This window comes from Niallia sp. HCP3S3_B10 (genome assembly GCF_052064465.1).
GTDB classification, from domain to species: domain Bacteria; phylum Bacillota; class Bacilli; order Bacillales; family Cytobacillaceae; genus Niallia; species Niallia hominis.
In genome coordinates this window covers 1-20,095 of sequence record NZ_JBQHVO010000079.1, presented here as the reverse complement: position 1 = coordinate 20,095, position 20,095 = coordinate 1, and the positions used below count along the sequence as shown (strand labels likewise).

20 protein-coding genes and 2 pseudogenes are annotated in these 20,095 nt (G+C 36.0%); 4 read left to right on the top strand and 18 right to left on the bottom strand.

The window, feature by feature from the left end:
• Positions 1–410 precede the first annotated feature (410 nt).
• From ACTNDN_RS22525 to psiE, 5 genes and pseudogenes are all read right to left on the bottom strand, one after another.
• A pseudogene (locus ACTNDN_RS22525) lies at positions 411–533 on the bottom strand (VOC family protein); the annotation flags it as partial.
• Positions 534–779: 246 nt separating this feature from the next.
• Positions 780–1,222: pseudogene (locus ACTNDN_RS22520) on the bottom strand (cell wall hydrolase).
• Between the two features lie 282 nt (positions 1,223–1,504).
• Entirely contained in the window at positions 1,505–2,728 is a 1,224-nt protein-coding gene (locus tag ACTNDN_RS22515) for a sensor histidine kinase (RefSeq protein WP_235247662.1), read from the bottom strand.
• A gap of 243 nt (positions 2,729–2,971) precedes the next feature.
• Positions 2,972–3,292: a putative quinol monooxygenase gene (locus ACTNDN_RS22510; protein ID WP_031534644.1), complete on the bottom strand. Its 321-nt coding sequence runs from the start codon at positions 3,290–3,292 to the stop codon at positions 2,972–2,974.
• An 87-nt stretch (positions 3,293–3,379) separates the two neighbouring features.
• The gene (gene psiE / locus ACTNDN_RS22505; RefSeq protein WP_035415921.1) at positions 3,380–3,793 is read right to left on the bottom strand and encodes a phosphate-starvation-inducible protein PsiE; all 414 of its coding nucleotides are present in this window, start codon (positions 3,791–3,793) and stop codon (positions 3,380–3,382) included.
• Positions 3,794–4,090: 297 nt separating this feature from the next.
• Between psiE and ACTNDN_RS22500 the strand changes: the two genes are divergently transcribed.
• Complete coding sequence (locus ACTNDN_RS22500) at positions 4,091–4,228, top strand: hypothetical protein (protein ID WP_155986731.1); 138 nt, start codon at positions 4,091–4,093, stop codon at positions 4,226–4,228.
• A gap of 398 nt (positions 4,229–4,626) precedes the next feature.
• Here ACTNDN_RS22500 and ACTNDN_RS22495 read toward each other — a convergent pair whose 3' ends face one another.
• The 8 genes from ACTNDN_RS22495 to ACTNDN_RS22460 all read right to left on the bottom strand — a co-directional run bounded on the left by ACTNDN_RS22495 (position 4,627) and on the right by ACTNDN_RS22460 (position 13,227).
• The gene (locus ACTNDN_RS22495) at positions 4,627–5,427 is read right to left on the bottom strand and encodes an EcsC family protein (RefSeq protein WP_031534641.1); all 801 of its coding nucleotides are present in this window, start codon (positions 5,425–5,427) and stop codon (positions 4,627–4,629) included.
• Between the two features lie 33 nt (positions 5,428–5,460).
• The gene (locus ACTNDN_RS22490; RefSeq protein ID WP_031534639.1) at positions 5,461–5,919 is read right to left on the bottom strand and encodes an NUDIX hydrolase; all 459 of its coding nucleotides are present in this window, start codon (positions 5,917–5,919) and stop codon (positions 5,461–5,463) included.
• 35 nt (positions 5,920–5,954) lie between these two features.
• Complete coding sequence (locus ACTNDN_RS22485) at positions 5,955–6,398, bottom strand: NUDIX hydrolase (RefSeq protein WP_031534636.1); 444 nt, start codon at positions 6,396–6,398, stop codon at positions 5,955–5,957.
• Positions 6,399–6,437: 39 nt separating this feature from the next.
• Positions 6,438–6,968, bottom strand: coding sequence for a hypothetical protein (locus ACTNDN_RS22480; RefSeq protein WP_251627956.1), 531 nt, complete (start codon positions 6,966–6,968; stop codon positions 6,438–6,440).
• Between the two features lie 62 nt (positions 6,969–7,030).
• Entirely contained in the window at positions 7,031–7,453 is a 423-nt protein-coding gene (locus tag ACTNDN_RS22475; RefSeq protein ID WP_152910860.1) for a hypothetical protein, read from the bottom strand.
• Positions 7,454–7,653: 200 nt separating this feature from the next.
• Positions 7,654–9,570 carry a DNA mismatch repair endonuclease MutL gene (gene mutL / locus ACTNDN_RS22470; RefSeq protein WP_441132297.1) on the bottom strand — a complete coding sequence of 639 codons (1,917 nt, stop codon included), beginning with the start codon at positions 9,568–9,570 and terminating at the stop codon, positions 7,654–7,656.
• Between the two features lie 209 nt (positions 9,571–9,779).
• Complete coding sequence (mutS, locus tag ACTNDN_RS22465) at positions 9,780–12,401, bottom strand: DNA mismatch repair protein MutS (protein WP_235247665.1); 2,622 nt, start codon at positions 12,399–12,401, stop codon at positions 9,780–9,782.
• A 277-nt stretch (positions 12,402–12,678) separates the two neighbouring features.
• Positions 12,679–13,227, bottom strand: coding sequence for an outer spore coat protein CotE (locus ACTNDN_RS22460; protein ID WP_031534625.1), 549 nt, complete (start codon positions 13,225–13,227; stop codon positions 12,679–12,681).
• 351 nt (positions 13,228–13,578) lie between these two features.
• Here ACTNDN_RS22460 and ACTNDN_RS22455 point away from each other — a divergent pair, with 351 nt between their 5' ends.
• The 3 genes from ACTNDN_RS22455 (at position 13,579) to ACTNDN_RS22445 (ending at position 14,842) form a co-directional block, all read left to right on the top strand.
• On the top strand, positions 13,579–14,034 hold the full coding sequence (locus tag ACTNDN_RS22455) for a hypothetical protein (RefSeq protein ID WP_031534623.1): 456 nt from the start codon (positions 13,579–13,581) through the stop codon (positions 14,032–14,034).
• 36 nt (positions 14,035–14,070) lie between these two features.
• The gene (locus ACTNDN_RS22450; RefSeq protein WP_031534622.1) at positions 14,071–14,379 is read left to right on the top strand and encodes a hypothetical protein; all 309 of its coding nucleotides are present in this window, start codon (positions 14,071–14,073) and stop codon (positions 14,377–14,379) included.
• Positions 14,380–14,488: 109 nt separating this feature from the next.
• A complete protein-coding gene (locus ACTNDN_RS22445) occupies positions 14,489–14,842 on the top strand; it encodes a hypothetical protein (RefSeq protein ID WP_235247666.1) in 354 nt (117 codons plus the stop codon).
• 153 nt (positions 14,843–14,995) lie between these two features.
• On the opposite strand, the gene ACTNDN_RS22440 is transcribed toward ACTNDN_RS22445, so the two are convergent.
• The 5 genes from ACTNDN_RS22440 to ACTNDN_RS22420 all read right to left on the bottom strand — a co-directional run bounded on the left by ACTNDN_RS22440 (position 14,996) and on the right by ACTNDN_RS22420 (position 19,924).
• On the bottom strand, positions 14,996–15,376 hold the full coding sequence (locus ACTNDN_RS22440) for a RicAFT regulatory complex protein RicA family protein (protein WP_235247667.1): 381 nt from the start codon (positions 15,374–15,376) through the stop codon (positions 14,996–14,998).
• The gene (gene miaB / locus ACTNDN_RS22435) at positions 15,376–16,926 is read right to left on the bottom strand and encodes a tRNA (N6-isopentenyl adenosine(37)-C2)-methylthiotransferase MiaB (protein WP_235247668.1); all 1,551 of its coding nucleotides are present in this window, start codon (positions 16,924–16,926) and stop codon (positions 15,376–15,378) included. The genes ACTNDN_RS22440 and miaB overlap by 1 nt, the downstream gene beginning before the upstream one ends.
• Positions 16,927–17,309: 383 nt before the next feature.
• The gene (locus ACTNDN_RS22430) at positions 17,310–18,233 is read right to left on the bottom strand and encodes a dipeptidase (RefSeq protein ID WP_031534616.1); all 924 of its coding nucleotides are present in this window, start codon (positions 18,231–18,233) and stop codon (positions 17,310–17,312) included.
• A 458-nt stretch (positions 18,234–18,691) separates the two neighbouring features.
• Positions 18,692–18,952, bottom strand: coding sequence for a stage V sporulation protein SpoVS (gene spoVS, locus ACTNDN_RS22425; protein WP_016201204.1), 261 nt, complete (start codon positions 18,950–18,952; stop codon positions 18,692–18,694).
• 174 nt (positions 18,953–19,126) lie between these two features.
• Positions 19,127–19,924 (bottom strand): TIGR00282 family metallophosphoesterase, encoded by a 798-nt coding sequence (locus ACTNDN_RS22420; RefSeq protein WP_031534615.1) that lies wholly within the window; start codon positions 19,922–19,924, stop codon positions 19,127–19,129.
• Between the last annotated feature and the right edge of the window lie 171 nt (positions 19,925–20,095).

The window sequence follows — 20,095 nt, the reverse complement described above, 5'->3', positions numbered from 1 at the left end:
ATCAAGCGATTGGAAAACCCATTCACTTTGCCTTACAGGGATTAAAAGGTTTTTAAAAAAAGAAAAAAACGAAATTTTGATGAAAGAAAATATTTAGAAAGCGGATACAAAATTAAAAGTTTTACTTTATAAAAAGGGAGCTAAAAAAACTCCCACAAAAACTTGACTCAATCCTCTTATTTTGAGTGATAATTCTTCTTAGCCTTACTTATGATATAATAAAGAAACGTCTAATCCCTTATGTATCGAGGTTTTAGACGTATATCATTAGAAATTATTGTAGCATTAATATGAATTATACAAAATTTTCTGTTATTATTTGAACAATCTACATAAATTTTTTTTCTTGCTCGGCTAAAGCACACGGTAATGTAATAAGGTAATTTATTGATAATAATCTTACCAGGTACTTAAAGTTTATTACCATTTGGGTCATAAAAGTGGAAAAAAGTATGACCATTATCTTCTTTTATCTCCTCGACCTTAACTTGATTATCAATTAAGTGTTGATTAAATTCAGATAATTCTGGACTCTAATTGAAATACAATTTACACTGTTCCAAATACTTCATATTCTCATTCTAAAAAGGAGTCTGTAACCATTGAAATTAGCATACCAGGTTACAGACTCCTAATAAATATTTTAAATTCTTTGAACTTAATTCCGATACTTGGGCTAAATTCTGTATTTATATTGGATTTTAGAGCTCTTATTTTTTATTACCAAATGAACCTATTGCAACCCTACTCCATCATCTACTGTACAGATTAAAATAGGCTTATCCTCCTGTATAAACAGTTTCACAGGTTCCAGGTTTTGGCTCGTAAAAACAATGATCTTTATATTGACCTGCAAACGGTTGACCATACCACGTTGGAGGACATGGAGCATATGGATTGAAATACCAAAGGGCATATTTTCCTGGATGTTCTCGCCAGTAATCTAAATTTTGTTTTGCTAATTTTTTTCAGCTGCTCTTGCTCTTTGATAAAATACATTCCCTTTTTGAACAGCTTCAAAAGAATAATTTCCTCCTTGTACTTGAAAAATAACCTGTGAAATGGTTCTTAAACCTTTAAAATCTGTACAATCTGCTTTAAGACGATTAACAATTACATTTCCAACATACAGCATTCCTTGTGGGCCTTCCCCTTCTGCTTCCGCCCTCATCATCCTTGCCATTAGGTCAACGTCTGAACTTTTGTAGCTAACTCTTGGCATTTTTGTCACCCCTAAAATATAGTATAAAAAAAAGATTCATTAACAAAATTTTTATTAAGAAAATAAGAATACTTCGTTTGCCCTAAAAAAAATGAAAAGCATTCTTTTTTATAGTTTTATTCAATGAAATCCCTGTCCGATTACCTAAAAAATAAATTATTATTCTATAAATGAAATAATAGGCAGATAACCTTTTAAAAAGTTTTTTCAACGAATCCTCCACCTAATAAAAAAACGTCTAAATCCTTATGTAGCAAGGAGTCAGACGTTTCACACAATATTTTACAAAGAATCGATTTTAACAATAGGAAAGGTGACTGTCACCTCTGTCCCCTTTCCTTCCTCGCTCCAAATGTTAATCATTCCATCATACTTTTGGATAATGCTATAACAGATCATTAAGCCGAGTCCTGTACCTTTGGCTTTTAAGGAATAGAAAGGGGTTCCTATCTGCTCCTGTTGTTCTCGGCTCATTCCAGAACCGCTATCGATTATCATTATTTTCACATTATCCTGTTCACCGGTCACTTTTACTCGAATTGTATCTCCATGATGAGAAGCTTCAATCGCATTTTTTAATAAATTTATAAATAATTGCTTAAACTCCATTATATTACATTTAATTTCATAATCTCTTGCCATTTCTAATTCAATATGAATCGTATCATTCATAGCATAGGTGTTTAGTAAGTCCATCACAGTATGAAGTGCAGTATTGACCGATACAATCTCCATCTTGGTTTCCGCCGGTTTTGCCAGTGATAAAAAATCAGAAATAACCGTTTCGGCAACTTGTAGCTCATCCAACATTAGTTTGTAATGCTTTTTGATATGTTCTGGCAATGCCTTATCATTTTCATGTAGTTGAATAAATCCTTTTACCACCGTTATAGGATTGCGAATTTCATGTGCAACAGCTGCCGCAAGCTGTCCAGTTGTCCTAAGTTTTTCAGCTTGCTTCACTTGATCGTAATATAATTCTTGATTCTTCATCCTTTTTTGGAAGAGAAGAAAAAGAAAAAGTAGCAAAAGCTGTGTCGCCAAGAAATTAATCGCAACTCCAAAGAAGTCCAAATAATTATAAATATGTATACTAGGTGTATCAACCATCATCATGTAGATAATAATGCTAATAGTAATTGTAATGTTACCAATCAATGTGATATAGAATAATCGGATATGCAAAAATAACACTGGAATAACTGGGATAAAACTAATAAGTAATAGCAAAGCAAATCTCTCGGGAAACCGTAAATACATAAAGAAAAAGTATGCTGACATGCAAATAATAATCGCAGCTCTATAATTTACGGAATCCCTTTTTGGAAAGATGATTAATAGCACAGAAATGCTTATAACGAATATAAATTGCAAAAGGAAAGATAAAGAAATGATTCGATCATCTTCTATGTATATTAAAACTAACCCTGCACTCATTAATACAATAAAAATGCCAATAATCATACGATAAAGCTTTATACTAGGTAAAAATTCATTGTCTATCATTTAAAAAATCCTCACAATACTATTGTATCTTTCTAAATTACTCGAAAAAAATGGTCCATTAGCTATATAAAAGTCTATTTTACCTTAATGTTCCTTCTTTTTGTAGTCTAGTTTTTCTCTAAAGCTATTATTTAGCCTTCTATTTCTTATTAAATAAGAAAAAACGTCTACCTTTATGAAAAAAAGGGATAGACGCTTAATTTTTACATAGTATGTAACATCTGAACTTTGAGGCTATTGAAACTAGTAAGACTTTGATCGTACTCCTTTTCCACCTATTGTTTGAAGAGTATTGATTCTTTCCATTCCAGTAAGGAGTGGTTTGGCGCGCCTTATTAATGTTTGTGTGACTTCAAGAGTCAGAGAGGCTTGATGGGCATTTTCATTACTCCAAACTTCATAAATATAAACAGAATTTGGATCACTTTCAGAAATATTAACAAGATACACTTCACATTCATCCAGATTCTTCATTGATTCTGCTGCTTCCAACAAAATAGCAACCATTGTTTCACGTTCGCCCTCTTGAACAGTAAATTTTCCAAACAAACTGAATTTCCCCATACTGTTCCTCCTTCCTTTATCAACCCCCATATTTGTTTCTACATCCCCCCCATCTAATCCTTTTATTCAATAAGGAAACATAATGGATTAATAATCCTTTTTTAGAAGTTTTAAGTTTGTTAATAATAAGGAAATAATTAAAATGAGAATAGCCAATGCCCACCAGAAAGCATTAATTGGATCATCATGCTCAATAATAATTAGTCTTACAATTGCTGTAATAGCAATGTAAATAAGATAGCGTAACGGAAAGTGAAACTGAGATCCAAAATACTTTATAATTAAAGCGATAAATTCAAAGTATAAAAAGTAAGTAAGCAGCTCCTCTGTGAATAAATAATAATCTTGTTCATTCTCTGGTACAAAGGCTACATATGTAAAAATATACCATGTTTCCTTTATAAGCAGAAAACTTAAAATCAATCCTATAAGAAACAGGGAAGCATTTAACAGTATTTGTAAAAATATAGGTATAAGCGAGAATATCTTTATTTGATTCAATTATCTATAACTCCTTTTTTAAGTGTGTATAACTTAATATGAGCTATTTTTGGATCAAATAACCAAGAAGTAAAGAGCGGACACTTTCTCAATAGTACAAATCGAACAAAACAAAACGAAGCTAATCGGAATGGAATTTTTCATTTGAATCAGACTCTTTTAAGTAGATATCATTTCCAATTTTTATCCTTGTAACCTTTTTTCCCCTATCGATGAAAAAAGGTTTACTCCTCCATGGAAAAATTACCTGTCATTGGATTTTTATTTTTACCCATCCTATTATTGGAGGTGGTAAAGATGAACAAGCAAAATCCGATTGAATATACTGGGAAAGTTCTAGACCAGCGAAATGATCTTACTGGACCAGATGCAGGCAAAGCATCGTATCCAAAACGTCCAAAGCATGTATCGATCCAGGAGCCAAAAAGAAAATAGCTCCAACCCCTGACCCCTATTCGGAGGGCACTGAAAAACTGATAGCTATTGATGATTGATTGTAACCGCCTTTTAAACTTAGATGTGTAAATTGTTTTCCGAGGTGACCACATGACTCATTGGGGCGAGCGCCGAGCCGCTTCACAGCTCACGCTCCTGCAGGGTCTCGGACTTTCTCGCTGCTCCCATAGGAGTCAAGCGGACACCTCTCCAAACCAACTTATTATTCGCTTTCAAATAAATAAAACCTCATTTTATTTGGAGAACTAGACTTTTTCAGTGCCCTCCCTATTCGATTAGGGGGAACTTACATAAAAACAAGCGCATATTTTATACTTACTTGTCTTATATGAAGATTGTAGCCGATTCAATCTTCCTTGTAATCAAAAAAAGAAGGACTACTCCACCTTACCTGTGTATTGCTCTATTCTCTCCAATACCCTACGCTTTTGATAGAGCTTATTCGCAACTTCTCCCACATCTTTTATGGCTGATTTATTCATATACGCACCAAAAATCATTCCAGCGACGGGAATCATTTGAAACAGCTTTTTCCAACCAAAATTATCTCGATAAGAGGCGAATACCTCTCTCCAGCCTTGTAGCTGCGCAAAGCCTTCCTCCTCTTGTGCATTTGTCAATTCATTTAAGATTGCTTTTTTTCCAACTATATCAGATGACGTAAATTGCATACATTTGATCATGAATATTCGTTCTTCCTTATTGGATGGGTCATATCCATATGCAACCGCCACTTCTTGTATAGTCTTTAAGGTAATCCCAAAAATAAGGGGAATATCTACAGCGAGAGTAAAAATCCCCCCAAATCCAGTTGTAGCCCCCTGAATTTGCGCATTCTTAGCATGACTTTTTATAAAGGCTTCTGCTGTCTTTTCCATGGAATCAATAGAAAAGTATTTTATATCATCAAGTTTTATATCCTTCTGTAAGGATAATTCTTTTTTTACTTTATGTACTGTTTTTTCCTTATTCACTAAATATTTTCCACCATTGTCAATATATACTGCAATTTCATCTAATAGGATATGTATTTTGTCTTGTATGTATTTCGGTGTCCATTTGTCTAACAGCACAAATGGAAGCCGCCCGATTTTTTCCCAGAAGAACAACCCTTTTTGGTTTTTCTCCCATTTTTCAATGGTCTTTAATTTTATTCTGAGCTGTTCTAGATTTTCCATTCCTACACCTCTTATAATTAAATGCTTCCGCTATCACAACACATTATTTTCCCATTCTATATATTTCTCCAGATATCCTCTATATTCATCCGATAATTCACTAGGCAATTTATTTAAAGGAAAATACTGCATTTTTTCTGACTCATTATAATCAATGTTCATTTCTCCACTTATATCTTTCGTAAAATACACTGCTGTTACTGCATATACTTCATCGCCATTGGGGATTTTAAAATAATAATCAGAACCAGAAAATACATTTAGTAATGTAAGATTTTCAACTTTTAATCCTGTTTCTTCAAAGACCTCTCTTCTTGCTACTTCTTCAAAGCTCTCCCCTAAATCCATTAACCCACCTGGCAATCCCCAATATCCATCAAGCCTTTTTTGCAATAACACTTCCTCTTGTTCATTTAGCATGATGACAACAGAACCAGGTAGAATAAGTGGCTTATGCCCTACATGCTGCCTTAAATATTTATAGTATTCCATTTATTACGCCTCCAAGCTCAGATAAGTGAAAATTGTTATCCTTTTCGTAATGCTTCCTGAATTGCCCAGCTTTGATGTTCATGAAATAAACCTTCTATTGCTTGAATTGGTTCTAGCCATTTTAGAAAATGACCTTCCTCTGTTGGTTCCCCTATTTGTTTAACGATCTTGCATATATAGAAATACCCTTCACTCAGATAATACTTATATTCATTTGTTGAGTAAAAATATCTGCGCGCACTCCCAATAAAGGAATTTATTTCAATGTCCATTCCCATTTCTTCCAAAGCTTCTCTTACTAAGCATTCTTTATGGGTCTCATTCTTTTCTATTCCTCCACCCGGAAGAAAGTAGTTGCCATCACTAGTTTGAATGATGGCAATTTTATCTTTCTGCTTATTAAAGATCACACAATACGCTGCAGGTCTTATGATGTATTCTTTCCCTTCTTCTTTTTTGCCGAATGTGATTATTTCCATATAAATCTCCTCTTATACAAAAAAATTGATTATCTTTCCCTACTCCGTAATCACTTCAATATCCTCATACGTAGGTTCTTCCTTTGTATAAGAAATCCAATAGGTATATGCTCTTGAAAAATCATCTGTAAAATGCTCTAAATAGGTTACTGCTTTTGCAGATTCTCCAAGCACTTTTACCTCTTTGACAGCTGTATTTCCCGTTGGCATCGTAATAGTAACAGTAGGACCATCTTCTCTTGCAAATATCATAGACGTATCAACAGACCCTGTACGATCCTCTGGACCCGCTACCCAATTTACCTTTCCTTCCTTATTCTCTAAAATAACTAAATCAGGATTATGCGTATTGCCGCTTTCATGCTTGTTTTTAAAAATAACATAAATGAAATCATCTTTTAGATCGTAATCAATAATTTCTTTATTCTTTAATTGATGTTCTGCTATTACACTCGAAATTTGTTCTTCGAGTGAATCAGTATCACTTGATTTTACGTCAGACTCTTTCCCTTTATTGGAACAACCAAGCAAAGTGAATAAAATAAGAAGGGAAGCAAGTAATTTTTTCATAATTAAACAGCTCCTGACATTTTTGTTTACGGATTAGAATTGGAAAAGAATTTATTGAAACCTTATGCTTTATATAAAATGACTGCTGCGTAGATTTCTTGCTCCGTAAAAGGTTCATTGTTCACCGCAAACTTCACATCTATTATTTCATGATTTTCCAATTCTTTTAACGCTTTATTTAGATTAAGCTCGAATTTTTTATAGGAAGTAAAATATGCCTTATACTTCTTCACTAAATAAGCATCCAAGTTATTAGTTGAATTAATTTTTTCTTTCGCAGCTATTATCGTGTAATTATTTGGATCTTCTAAAATATCACGAAGCTCCTTATTAGGTACGGTAAACGTTTCGTTCAATACCGTTTCAAGTGTTTTACTGTTTTTTTCCTCTGAGGCATTTTGAGCCGAACACCCAACTACCATTGGCAACAATACAATGAATAAAATGGACATAAATTTTCTTACAAATTTATTTATTTTACTCACCCCTCTCTTAGGAAATACGTTTGAATAGTGAAAAAGTTTCACTTTGTGAATGAAAAAAAGGTCTACCCCAAAAATCAGTGGATGCTGATTTTCGGGGCAGACCTTTATATTACACAAGATGATTAAATTCTAAGCCTTCCCATTCAATTAGTGTATTTTTCTAGTTCAATAAGGAATATTATAGGGGCTCACTTTATTATTTACATAACTCTCTTGAACATCTTCTCCATCTCATAAGTCGAATAATGCACAATAATCGGTCTACCATGCGGACATGTAAATGGATCGGATGTAGTCCGAAGTTCGTCTAATAAACTTTGAATCTCATCATTTCGCAAATGGCGGTTTGCTTTAATAGAGCCTTTGCAGCTCATCATAATGGCTGCTTCTTCTCGTAAAAGCTTGATGTCTACTTTTCTCATGGAGAGAACTTGTTCGATCATTTCTTCGATTGTTTCTTTTTCTTCTCCTTTTGGGAACCATTGTGGATGGGAGCGAACTAGGTAGCTTTGCTGGCCAAATGGTTCGAGAAATACGCCTACTTTTTCTAATTCAGCTTTATTTTCTTCTATTTTCATCCATTCATCTAGAGAATAATCTAATGTTAATGGGATGAGCATTTCCTGTAATTCATTATGCACTTCTCCAACTTTTTCCCGGAAAAATTCGTATTTGATTCGTTCTTGGGCTGCGTGCTGGTCGATGATGTATAGTCCTCTTTCGTTTTGCGCAAAGATGTAAGTTCCGTGCATTTGCCCAATTGGATAAAGGGGCGGAACTCTGGGACCTTCCACGACGTCGGCTATTTCTTCCTCACCCCACGTTTCCTCTATCTCTTCTACTGGTGCAGTTGGAATGAAATTGCTTCCTTTCTGTTCAAAGAAAAAGGCTGTGGTATCTGTTATTGTTGTTTCTTCTCTAGCTTCTCCAGCTTGCCAACTACTTGGTGGTTCTTCTATTGGCTCGTTCCAAGTTGGCTTTTCCTCTTGCTCTTCTGTTGAAATCGAAACAGTTGGTTCTGATTTTGGAGCAGATATTGGCATTGCTGGCTCACGCACCGTGTCAAAGCTAAACGCTGCTTGCTCTTCTTTTGATGCAGTCTTTTTCTCGCGGATTAGTCCAGCTGGAATAAGCTCTTTTTTCTTGAAAGCTGCTTTAATGGTAGTACTTACAAGTTCATACAGCTCTTGTTCTTTACTAAAGCGCACTTCCATTTTCGATGGATGGACATTGACATCAACTAGAATCGGATCCATTTCCACATTTAAGAGAACAATTGGATATCTTCCAATCGGCAGCAACGTATGATAGCCTTCCTGAATGCTACGTACGAGAGAATAGTTTTTAATAAAGCGTCCATTAATCATCGTGGAAATATAGTTACGTGACGCTCGTGTAATTTCTGGCAGCGCCATATAGCCACTTAATTTAAAGTCAAGGGTGCTTGCTGAAATTGGAATCATTTTTTTTGCAATAGTTAAGCCATAAATGCTCGCAAGAACTTGTCTTACATCCCCATTGCCATTCGTATGAAGGAGCTTTCGGTCATTATGGACTAGGCGAAAGCTAATATCAGGATGCGCAAGGGCAAGTCGATTGACGATATCAGTAATATTGCCAAGCTCAGTATGAATCGATTTCATATATTTTAATCTTGCTGGCGTATTAAAGAACAAATCGCTGACGATAATCTCTGTACCTCTTCTTCCAGGTGCGCCTTCCTGTTTCACTAAATGACCGCCTTTGAGTTCGATCGTTGTACCCTTTTCCCCAGTGGAAGTTGTTAAGGTAACTTGTGAGACAGAGGCAATACTTGGTAGTGCCTCTCCTCTGAAGCCAAGGGTACGAATCCGGAATAAGTCATTTTCGTCTTTAATTTTACTTGTCGCATGTCTGGAAAAAGCAGTTAAGACATCCTCTTCGTCAATTCCTAGTCCATTATCAAGAATGCGGATGCTTTGCAAACCAGCCTCTTCGATAAAAATTTCAATCGAAGTACTTTTTGCGTCAATACTATTTTCTACTAACTCTTTTACAACAGAGGCTGGCCGCTCAACAACTTCACCTGCAGCAATTTTATTCGAGAGTGCATCATCCAGTTGAATAATCTTTGCCATTGTTTCTCCTCTTTTCTTTCTTACTTATTTTCAGATTGGTGGTAGTTTAGCATTAGAATGAACGGTGGTTCTAATTTCGGCTTTTATTTTGTGTATGATAACCACTTTTTCTGGGATTCCTCTTTTTTCTGGCGTTCATTTCGCTTATGAAAACCACTTTCCTCAACGATAACCCTATTCAAACGTTCATCCCACTCACCAAATCCACTTCATCTATCATTTCGGACTTTTTTATGAAGCTCATATAATGTATTTAATGCCTGCATTGGCGTCATTTCTAGAATATCTATCTCTTTAAGCTTCGCTACAATTTGCTTTTCCTTAGTAGAAAGCACTTTGTGCGGCTTTTTCTCTTCTTCTGTACCAAAGAAGGATAATTGTGCCTCTTCTTCGATCTTTTCTGCTTTTACGGTAGGTTGCTCGACTTCCGCCACTGCTGCTTCTTCAGCGAATTGATCTTTTTGCTCTAGGCTTGTTAATAGCTCTTGTGCTCGTTCAATAAGTGCCTCTGGTAATTCTGCAAGCTGGGCGACGTGAATACCATAGCTTTTATCTGCTGCTCCTTCTTTTATTTTGTGAAGGAAGACAACTTTTCCATTTTGCTCCATCGCACTTACATGAACATTGCTTAAGGACGGAAGCTCATCTGCAAGTACGGTTAGCTCATGATAGTGAGTCGAGAATAATGTCTTTGCCCCGACTTCATGGTGGATATATTCAATAATGGCTTGTGCAAGCGCCATTCCATCATAGGTACTTGTGCCTCGGCCAATTTCATCGAATAAGATTAAACTATTATTGGTGGCATGCAACAGGGCATTTCTCGCTTCTAGCATCTCAACCATAAACGTACTCTGTCCAGAAATAAGATCATCTGCGGCACCAATTCTTGTAAATACTTGGTCAAATAGCGGAAGAACTGCTTCGTCTGCTGGGACGTAACAACCAATTTGCGCTAAAATACTGGTTAAAGCAATCTGGCGCATATACGTACTTTTACCAGACATATTCGGTCCTGTAATTAACAGTAATTCTCGGTCTTTATGCATGGTGCAATCATTTGCTACATAGCTCTGTGCGTTCATCACCTTTTCTACTACAGGGTGACGGCCATTTTTAATAGAAAGTGTTCGGTCCGCAGAAAATTGCGGCTTCACATAGCGACGATCCTCACTGACAGTTGCAAAACACTGCAATACATCTAGTGCACTTACTGTTTTGGCTAGCTTCTGTAAGCGGGGAATATATTCTTTAATCGTTTCGCGGATTGTCGTAAAAATTTCATATTCCAGCTCGACCATTTTTTCTTCCGCTTGTAAGATTAGGCTCTCTTTTTCCTTTAATGCAGGCGTAATATAGCGTTCTGCATTGGCAAGTGTCTGTTTGCGCTCATATTGTCCTTCTTGTAAAAGATGAACATTGGCACGCGTCACTTCAATATAGTAGCCAAATACACGGTTATAGCCAATCTTTAGTGATTTAATGCCCGTTTTTTCCCGTTCTTCTCTTTCCAGCTGAGCAATCCATGTCTTGCCGTTTCGACTTGCATCCCGGTAGCTGTCTAATTCAGGATGATAACCATCTAAAATAATATTTCCTTCTTTAATAGAAAGTGGCGGATTTTCCACAATCGCACGTTCTAATAAATCGGTAATATCTTCACATGGATCCAATTTATCTGCAAGGCTGCTTGCTTCTTTTGACCCGAATGATGCCACGATTTGCTGAATAATCGGTATTTGCTGTAACGATTTTTTTAGTTGCACAAGATCTCTTGCATTGACATTACCGAAAGCAACGCGACCTGCTAAGCGTTCTAAATCGTATACTTCCTTTAATTTTTCTCGCAAATCTTGGCGCTCAAAATAATGACTAATCATTGTTTCTACTAAGTTTTGGCGATTTTCAATCTCGTCCTTATTTAATAATGGACGATCGATCCATTGTTTTAGCAATCTGCCACCCATCGCAGTTTTCGTTTCATCCAAGAGCCATAGCAGTGAACCTTTTTTCCCTTTTGAACGAATCGTTTCTGTTAACTCTAAATTTCGCTTTGAATAATAATCAATTTTCATAAATTGATCGATTACATAAATAGAAACTGGCTGTAAGTGATCCAGGCTTCGTTTTTGTGTACGATATAAGTAATTGAACAAACGAGTAACGGTATTTTTCAGCTGTTGTTCTTCTATTCCTTGTAATAAAGAAACATGCATGTCTTTTTCAACAATATCATTTTCAATCGAAAGGGTTATCGTTCCCCGCTCCTGTAATCTCTTCAAATACTCTTTTGAAAAGTCGTCTGCAACAACCACTTCTTTCGCCCCTGATAACGATAATTCATTCAATAATGAATCGATTCCAGTTAATATGGTTGCCTTGCTTTCCCCTGTCGATAAATCGCTGTATGCAAAGCCAAATTTTTCGTCTGTCAATGTTGATATGGTTGCAATATAATTGTTTTCTTTATCTGATAGATTTTTCCCTTCCATCATCGTACCAGGTGTGATTAGCTGAACCACTTCTCTTTTTACGACACCCTTTGCTTGCTTCGGGTCTTCTGTTTGTTCACAAATTGCCACTTTGTAGCCACGCTCAACAAGCTGTTCAATATAGTTTGGCGCAGAATGATGAGGAACTCCACACATCGGGATTCGTTCTGCTCCGCCCCCTTCTCTGCTTGTTAATGTAATTTCAAGCTCTTGTGATGCTTTGATCGCATCATCAAAGAACATTTCGTAAAAGTCTCCTAAACGAAAAAATAAAAAGGCATCCTGATAATCTGCCTTTACCTGTAAGTATTGTTGTATCATTGGCGTATATGTTGTCATAACTTCCTCCAAAATCCAAGTCCAAATCTATTATTTTCTCATTATACCATAAAGAAATAGAATATTTGAGTGGGGGGTTTTGGGAAAAGACAGCTAATTTGGTTTCCTTTTCTTTGTTAGACCAGTCCATTACATGACGCAGACACACTATTCCCCTTCTTTCCGTAAAAACATTCGACTAGTAGTGCTTCACAAGTAAAGCTTCTATCATTCAGCTTTCTACAATGCTACTATCAGGTAATAAGCATAGAAAAAAAGACTAGGAAGCTCCTAGCCTTTACTCTTCTTCTCCGCCTACTAAAAAGTCTGGATTTAATTCTTCAAATTCTTCGTCTTCTACGTCATCTTCAAACCATGTGTCGTCATCTTTACCACATTCATCTGTGCATACTTCTACACAAATTTTTGTTTCTCCAATAACTTCTACAATAAATTCTCTTTCTACATGAACAATAATTTTATTGCCATTTGGAGAAATTACTGCTTCGATACAGTTTGGTTGCTGTAATACTGTTGCAATCACATCGTGGTCTTCTAGGCAGTCAGGATCGCGATACTTTAGTTTAATGACATCTGTATATTTTACACGCTCTGTAACTACTTCTGTTTGTGTGTTGTCATTATAGGAATACCAAACATTTATGTCATAGTATCCGCAAATTTCTACTGTTTTACCAACCTTTTCTGCTTCATACGTATGGTTGATAATCCAGCAGCCCAAGATGCTTGAAGGGCTGTTGTCTGGACAGATCGTATGATTGGATTTTGTGAATTTGCGTCCTTTCGCTACGACTGCCTTTGTAATAATCTCTCTATATTCTCCCATGTTCGAGCGAAACCTCCTCATTCATTTTCATTTCATCCTATGCGGGATAGGAGTCTAGTGTGCGACAAATTTTAAAGACTGTAAGTAATGCTTAAATCTACTTCATTGTATGTAAAACTTGGGTAAGTGTGCCGATATTAGCCATTTTTCTAGACGGATATCCTTGCTTTTGCAAAGCTCCACTCCATGCCTTTGAATGGATCTACTTCCATTCTATTTATGGGTAAAACTCAGCATTCCTTCGATAAAATTTTTAACTCATAAAAAAATATGCGTTTGTATTAATACATTCGCGGATACAGCTTGGTCAAATCTTTATATACTGTAGTATACGGTAAGGGGGTGAGGAAGTTGGCAGGGTTATTTAATAACAACGATCAGTTTGATTTTAAATTCAATGTAAATGGCAAAGAGGTTTCTGGTGAAGAAGGAGCTAAATACGCACAAGAATTAGTCGGTAAGTTATCTACTGAAATGGGTGGATTGGTTCAAAAATTAACAGAAGGTTTAAAAAGCAATGTATCTGAAAGAACCATGGAGGCAGTGAAAGAAAAGGTTGCATCGAATGTTGACTTAGATTCTATTAAAGAAAAAGTGGCTAATATCGATTTAGATTCGCTTAAAGATAAAGTAATGCCGAATCTTAATCCAGAAACGCTAAAGAGTTTAATAAATCAAGAAACATTAAGTAAGATACAGGAGAAATTACCTGTTATTGATGCTTCAAATGATGATGGGAATCTCCAATTAAACGTGAATGGCAAGCCTATTTTTTCACTAGATTTATCAGATTTCATCAAAAAATAAGGAATTAATCTTACTTTTGAAAGGAGGTGAAATCATATGTTGTCTAACTACACATCTGATTGTCACAAAGGTAACGGTTCTGGCGTTGCTGGTACTGATGTTACTGCTAAAGGTAAAGGCATTGGAAATAAAGGGGCAGAACTTCGCGGATTCACTAACGCTACTCAAGGAAATGGTAACCTTGCTAACCAATTTACTGCTTCTGGTGCTGCTGGTGGTGCTGCTGTAGGTGTTAACTTATTAAACTTCTTTGTTGGTGGTATTTTAGTTAATGCTAACGTTGCTGGTGCTGCTACTGCTGTATCTTACAACGAAAACAGCCCTGAAATGGTGAACGAAGGTTAATCACCTTTAAAGATAATCACTCCTATAAGAGAGAAGCATATAATAAAGGGCAACATCATATTGATGGTTGCCCTTTTCTTTTACATATCTAACAGGAGGAGGGAAAAGAATGGCGCAAGAGAAAAATATTGGCTTAACTGCTGAGAAATTGAAGGAGCTTGGCGTACCAGAGGAACTTATTGATAAAATATTGGAAACGGGAGGACCTTCTGTTAATACACATGCAGAAGGAGGAAATGGCGGAAGTGCTGTCAGTCTAACTTATGTAGATAACTATTCTGTTCTATTTCTAGTCTATACATTTCTTCAACAAACGATTAATAATGGAAATGCGAAAGATAAAGAAACGAAACAGCTGAATAAAGCACTGCTTTCTACCTTGCAAACAGCTATGAAGGAACAACAGGAATATCGGAAAGCTTTCTTACGAGCAATTAACATTTTAAATAATCAAAATAAGTAAAAAACCAAGCGAGAATATGCTTGGTTTTTCTACTTTTGGGCATTTTAATTGTATTCGCAAATAAATGAAGCCTATTGCTTTCAGCTCCAATCAACGGAAGAATGTTAAACGTTATTTAACTCAATGAACATTCTAATCTAACAAAAACCCTTTTTACTCTTCTTTCTTCTTATCAACGGAAAGAATTTCGGTTTCAACTGTATCTGCGATAGTTTTTGTTACCATTTGGAGCATTTCATTGACGATTTCCTGTGATTCTTTAAACTCGCTGACGATTGGGAGCTCATCGATTTCTTTTTGCAGGGCATCAATTTTTGCTTCCGTTTCTTTTAAAGCGGCAATTTTCCCATAGTGCTGAAGATTGACTGCTTGTTTTTGCAATTTTTTGATTTGAGCAATTCGATCATTCACTTTTTTGTTTTGATTGATTTGCTGTTCTGCCCGCTGATAAAATTCGACTTCTTCTGTATCACGAATCATCTTGGCAAGTTGTTCTGTTCGCTCGATGATTTCTTCTTTTGTATACTTAGCCATTAGTTTGCCTCAACAGCTTCCGCTTCTAATACCTCAATCATTTCCCCGTTTAATGACCATGTTTTCGCATCCGTAATTTTAACAGATACAAGTTTACCGATAGCTGATTTTGGTCCAACAAAGTTTACTAGCTTGTTTTTGCGTGTATATCCAGCAAGTACATCTGGATTATTCTTACTTTCCCCTTCCACAAGGACTTCCACAATTTGATCTTGGTAGCCCTTCATGGAATTAGCAGAATACTCATTAACTAAAGCATTTAGGCGCTGTAAACGTTCCTTTTTCACTTCCATTGGAACATTATCTTTCATTTTCGCAGCTGGCGTACCTTCACGCGGTGAATAAATGAATGTATAAGCCGCTTCAAAGCCAACCTCTTTGTAAAGAGACAATGTTTCTTCGAATTGCTCATCTGTTTCATTTGGGTACCCAACAATAATATCTGTTGTTAGTGTTAAATTAGGAATAGCTGCCTTCATTTTGCGAACTAATTCTAAGTATTTTTCTCTCGTATATTTACGTGCCATAATTTTTAACACATCTGATGAACCAGACTGAACTGGTAAATGGATATGTTCTACTAAGTTACCGCCTTTAGAAAGCACTTCGATTAAATGATCATCAAAATCACGTGGATGACTTGTAGTAAAACGAACACGTGGGATATCAATTTTGCGCATTTCTTCCATTAAATCACCGAAGCGGAAATCAATGTCCGTGAAATCTTTTCCATAGGCGTTTACATTTTGACCAAGCAAGGTGATTTCTTTATAACCTTGTGCAGCCAATTGACGTACTTCTTGAATAATATCCTCTGGACGGCGGCTACGTTCTTTTCCTCGAGTATATGGAACGATACAATAGGTACAGAATTTATCACAGCCATACATGATATTAACCCATGCTTTTATTTTTCCGTTACGTACTTTCGGAAGGTTCTCGATAACGTCCCCTTCTTTAGACCAAACTTCCACAACCATTTCTTTAGACATATATGCTTCTTGAAGAATATTTGGTAAACGGTGAATATTATGTGTTCCAAAGATCATATCTACTTGTGTGTATGTTTTTAAAATCTTATTTACTACGGATTCTTCTTGGGACATACAGCCACAAACCCCGATTAAAAGATCTGGTTTTTCTGTTTTTAAATGCTTTAAATGTCCTAATTCACCAAATACTTTATTTTCTGCATTTTCACGAATCGCGCATGTATTAAGAAGAATAACATTGGCATCATCTACAGTATCTGTAGCTTCATAGCCTAATGCTAAGAAAATTCCTGCCATTACCTCTGTATCATGCTCATTCATTTGACAACCGTATGTGCGAATGTAGAATTTGCGTCCTTCTCCCATTCCACGGAATTGTTCGGAAATAGAGAAATCTTTTTCATAACGAACTTCTTCTTTTCCACGTCTTTTGGCATCTTTTAAAGATGGTGCTTTATACACTGTTTCGAAATATTTGCTGTAATCCTTTTCGGATTTTTTGTCCGAAGAATTATTGCTTTCAATTTTTTGTCCTTCTAAACGTTGTTTTTCGTTCATTTCAACTACTCCTCTCTTATCGATGAACTTGTTTCATCCATAAGTTTGTTAATATACATGGTTTAGGTTAGTTCTTATAGATTGTTTTCTTTATAACATGGTTTCCACTGATTTAGCCAGGTTAACCACTTGCTCCCCGCAGAAGTTCGGTACTGTCGCAATATAAACAACAATCTTTTCTTCATATGTACTATTCTTTATAGACATATTTTCATTATTCTAGTATAAGCCTTTGACCTTTTGAAAACAATAGCTAGGTTAGAAAGAAGAATTTCTACTATTTTCTTTATCTATATATAGGAATCTTACAGCAACGGGCAGTTGCGTTTTCCTACCTCAAAAGGAGAGAACGCAACTGCCCGGATGCTTTTTAAAATTACCCTTTATTTCGGAAATCTTTTTACCATATTCGAAAATAAAAACTTCTCTACTTGGCTACTAGTATAATATTTCATAAGTTCGTTAATTAGATTCGGGTAATCGGCAGTAGAAGATAACCCTTTAACGGTTTGAGAGATTCCATCAAAATCAGAACCAAAGCCGACATGATCCTCTCCTCCTAGGGAACAGATATAATCTAAATGCCGTAATACATCTGTAATGGTTGCAGCATTTGTGCCACTTAAAAATTGCGGCACAAAAGTAATCCCGATTACGCTGTCTGCTTCAATCAAAGCCTTTATTTGGTCATCTCGTAGATTACGAGGATGTGGACAAAGATTATATGTATTTGAGTGGGATGCATACGGATGATCGGCAAGTTCCATGACATCCCAGAAGGAGTTTTCTGACAAGTGGGAAACATCTACTAATATATCTTGTTGATTTAGTAGTTTTACTGTTTCTCTTCCAAATAAAGATAAACCAGCCCCTCTTGGCTCTAACGCACCATCTGCAACAGCATTGGCGTAGTTCCAGGTTAGTCCGACTGCTGATACGCCTAATTGAAGCAATGTCTTTAATTTCAATAAATCGCCAGCGATTGCATCACAGCCCTCAAGTGTTAGAATCGCGCCAATTTCTCCATCTTTCAATTGCTCGATATCCATTTTATTACGGATAAATTTAAGATCTGGGTTGGGCTGTAGGATTTTTTCATTAAAAATAGTTGCCATGGATAATGCAGCTTCAAACTTCATATCTGGATGAATGGATTCTGGAATATAGATGGCAAAGCATTGGATCTTTGCTCCACCCTTTTGGAGTCCTTCTTTCGTTATATGAAGTTTTTTACTATTCTGAAAATTAATCATTTTATCCTTAAACATTTTTAATAATACATCGCAATGCCCATCAAAGTAATTCAAAAAATTCACTCCTATACGATTATGCTCTTTATTTTCTTCTATGTAAATCTTAATTGGCCTTCCACCAAGATATCATTAATCTCAAACTATTTAAACCTGAATTTTCAATTTTAAAAAAAGTTGTTTTGAATGGTTAAAGAGGCAAACCTGATGAATCACAGCCATAATAAAAAAGAAAGGATGTCTCATTCATTCGGTTACAAAAAGCACAGCTTTTAAGAGATTCGTTAAAAAGAATGTCTATTCTCTAACTTAACTCTTGCTGCTGTGGAACGAAACCTAATCGATAAGACACCCCCCTTCTTTTTGAAGGTTTGCTCTATTTCATTCTAAATTAAAATCTCCCTAAAAGGATTCAAGCTGCTCGAGCAAATTCACCAACCATAAGAAGGGATAAATCGGGGAAAGCATGAGCATCACGCTTTCCTTTCTTTTTTTCCTATAATCTTATTTTCTCTTTATCTAGGCTCCACAATGAGCTTGATGGCCGTTCTTTCCTCACCGTCAATTACAATATCAGTGAAGGCAGGGATACAGATTAAATCCACTCCGCTAGGTGCTACAAACCCTCTTGCGATAGCAACTGCTTTAACCGCTTGATTTAATGCACCTGCACCAATTGCCTGGATTTCCGCTCCACCTCTTTCTCGTAGAACACCTGCAAGCGCACCAGCTACAGAATTGGGACTAGACTTTGCTGAAACCTTTAATATCTCCATTTCTAGCTCCTCCTTGTTTAACCCCCCCGCATGTTTCATTAAGATTAATGAACATATCAGGATATATATCATTCCAATGTTACTATATTCCAAGTTTAATACACATATTCCAGCTTGGACATAAAAACTTAGAAAATATTTGATTTTCAGGGAAAAAGGAAGAGCTACATTCTGTTAGGAATAAAAGGGGTGGTCCTCATTAATTAAAATGCGCTCAATTTTCTTTGCTTTACCTGTCTTCTTATCTACTTCAATCAGACATCCGCTCAGCTGAGCTCTCCCACTTTTTGGCGGCTCAAAGCGTGTTGGCAAATTCGTTAAAAAGCGATTTAGCACCAATTCTTTTTGCATACCAAGAATAGCATCATAAGGACCTGTCATGCCCACATCTGCCATAAATGCAGTCCCATTTGGAAGAATGCGATTATCAGCTGTTTGCACATGTGTATGTGTTCCAACCACCGCTGTAACCTTTCCATCTAAATACCAACCCATTGCTTGCTTTTCACTTGTTGCTTCTCCGTGAAAATCAACAAAAATTATATTTGTACGCTTTTTCGCTTCCTTCACTAAGCTATCAATTACGATAAATGGATCATCACTTGGATTCATGAAGGTACGACCTTGTAAATTAATAACAGCTACTTCCATATCATTAATTTTAACAAAAACCATCCCTTTACCAGGGTTATTTTCTGGAAAGTTAGCGGGACGCACTAAATATTTCGCCTTATCAATAAACTCAAATATCTCGCGATTATCCCATGTATGGTTCCCCATTGTTATCGCTTGAGCACCGATTTCCAGAAAGCTACGATAAATTTTCTCTGTAATACCTTTTCCGCCAGCAGCATTCTCTCCATTGATAATCGTTAACTGTGGTCTGTATTTATCCTTTAGCTTTGGTACGTACTCTTTAATCATGTCTCGGCCCATTGAACCGACAACATCCCCAATAAATAAAATATGCATATTTTTATTTCCTACTTTCTACTTTTCACTATGTAACAGTGTATCATATAATTCCTTTCGCTCCTAACGCCATTTTCCTTAAGATTGAGTCAAGTTTTTGTGGGAGTTTTTTTTAGCTCCCTTTTTATAAAGTAAAACTTCTAATTTTGTATCCGTTTTCTAAATGTTTTC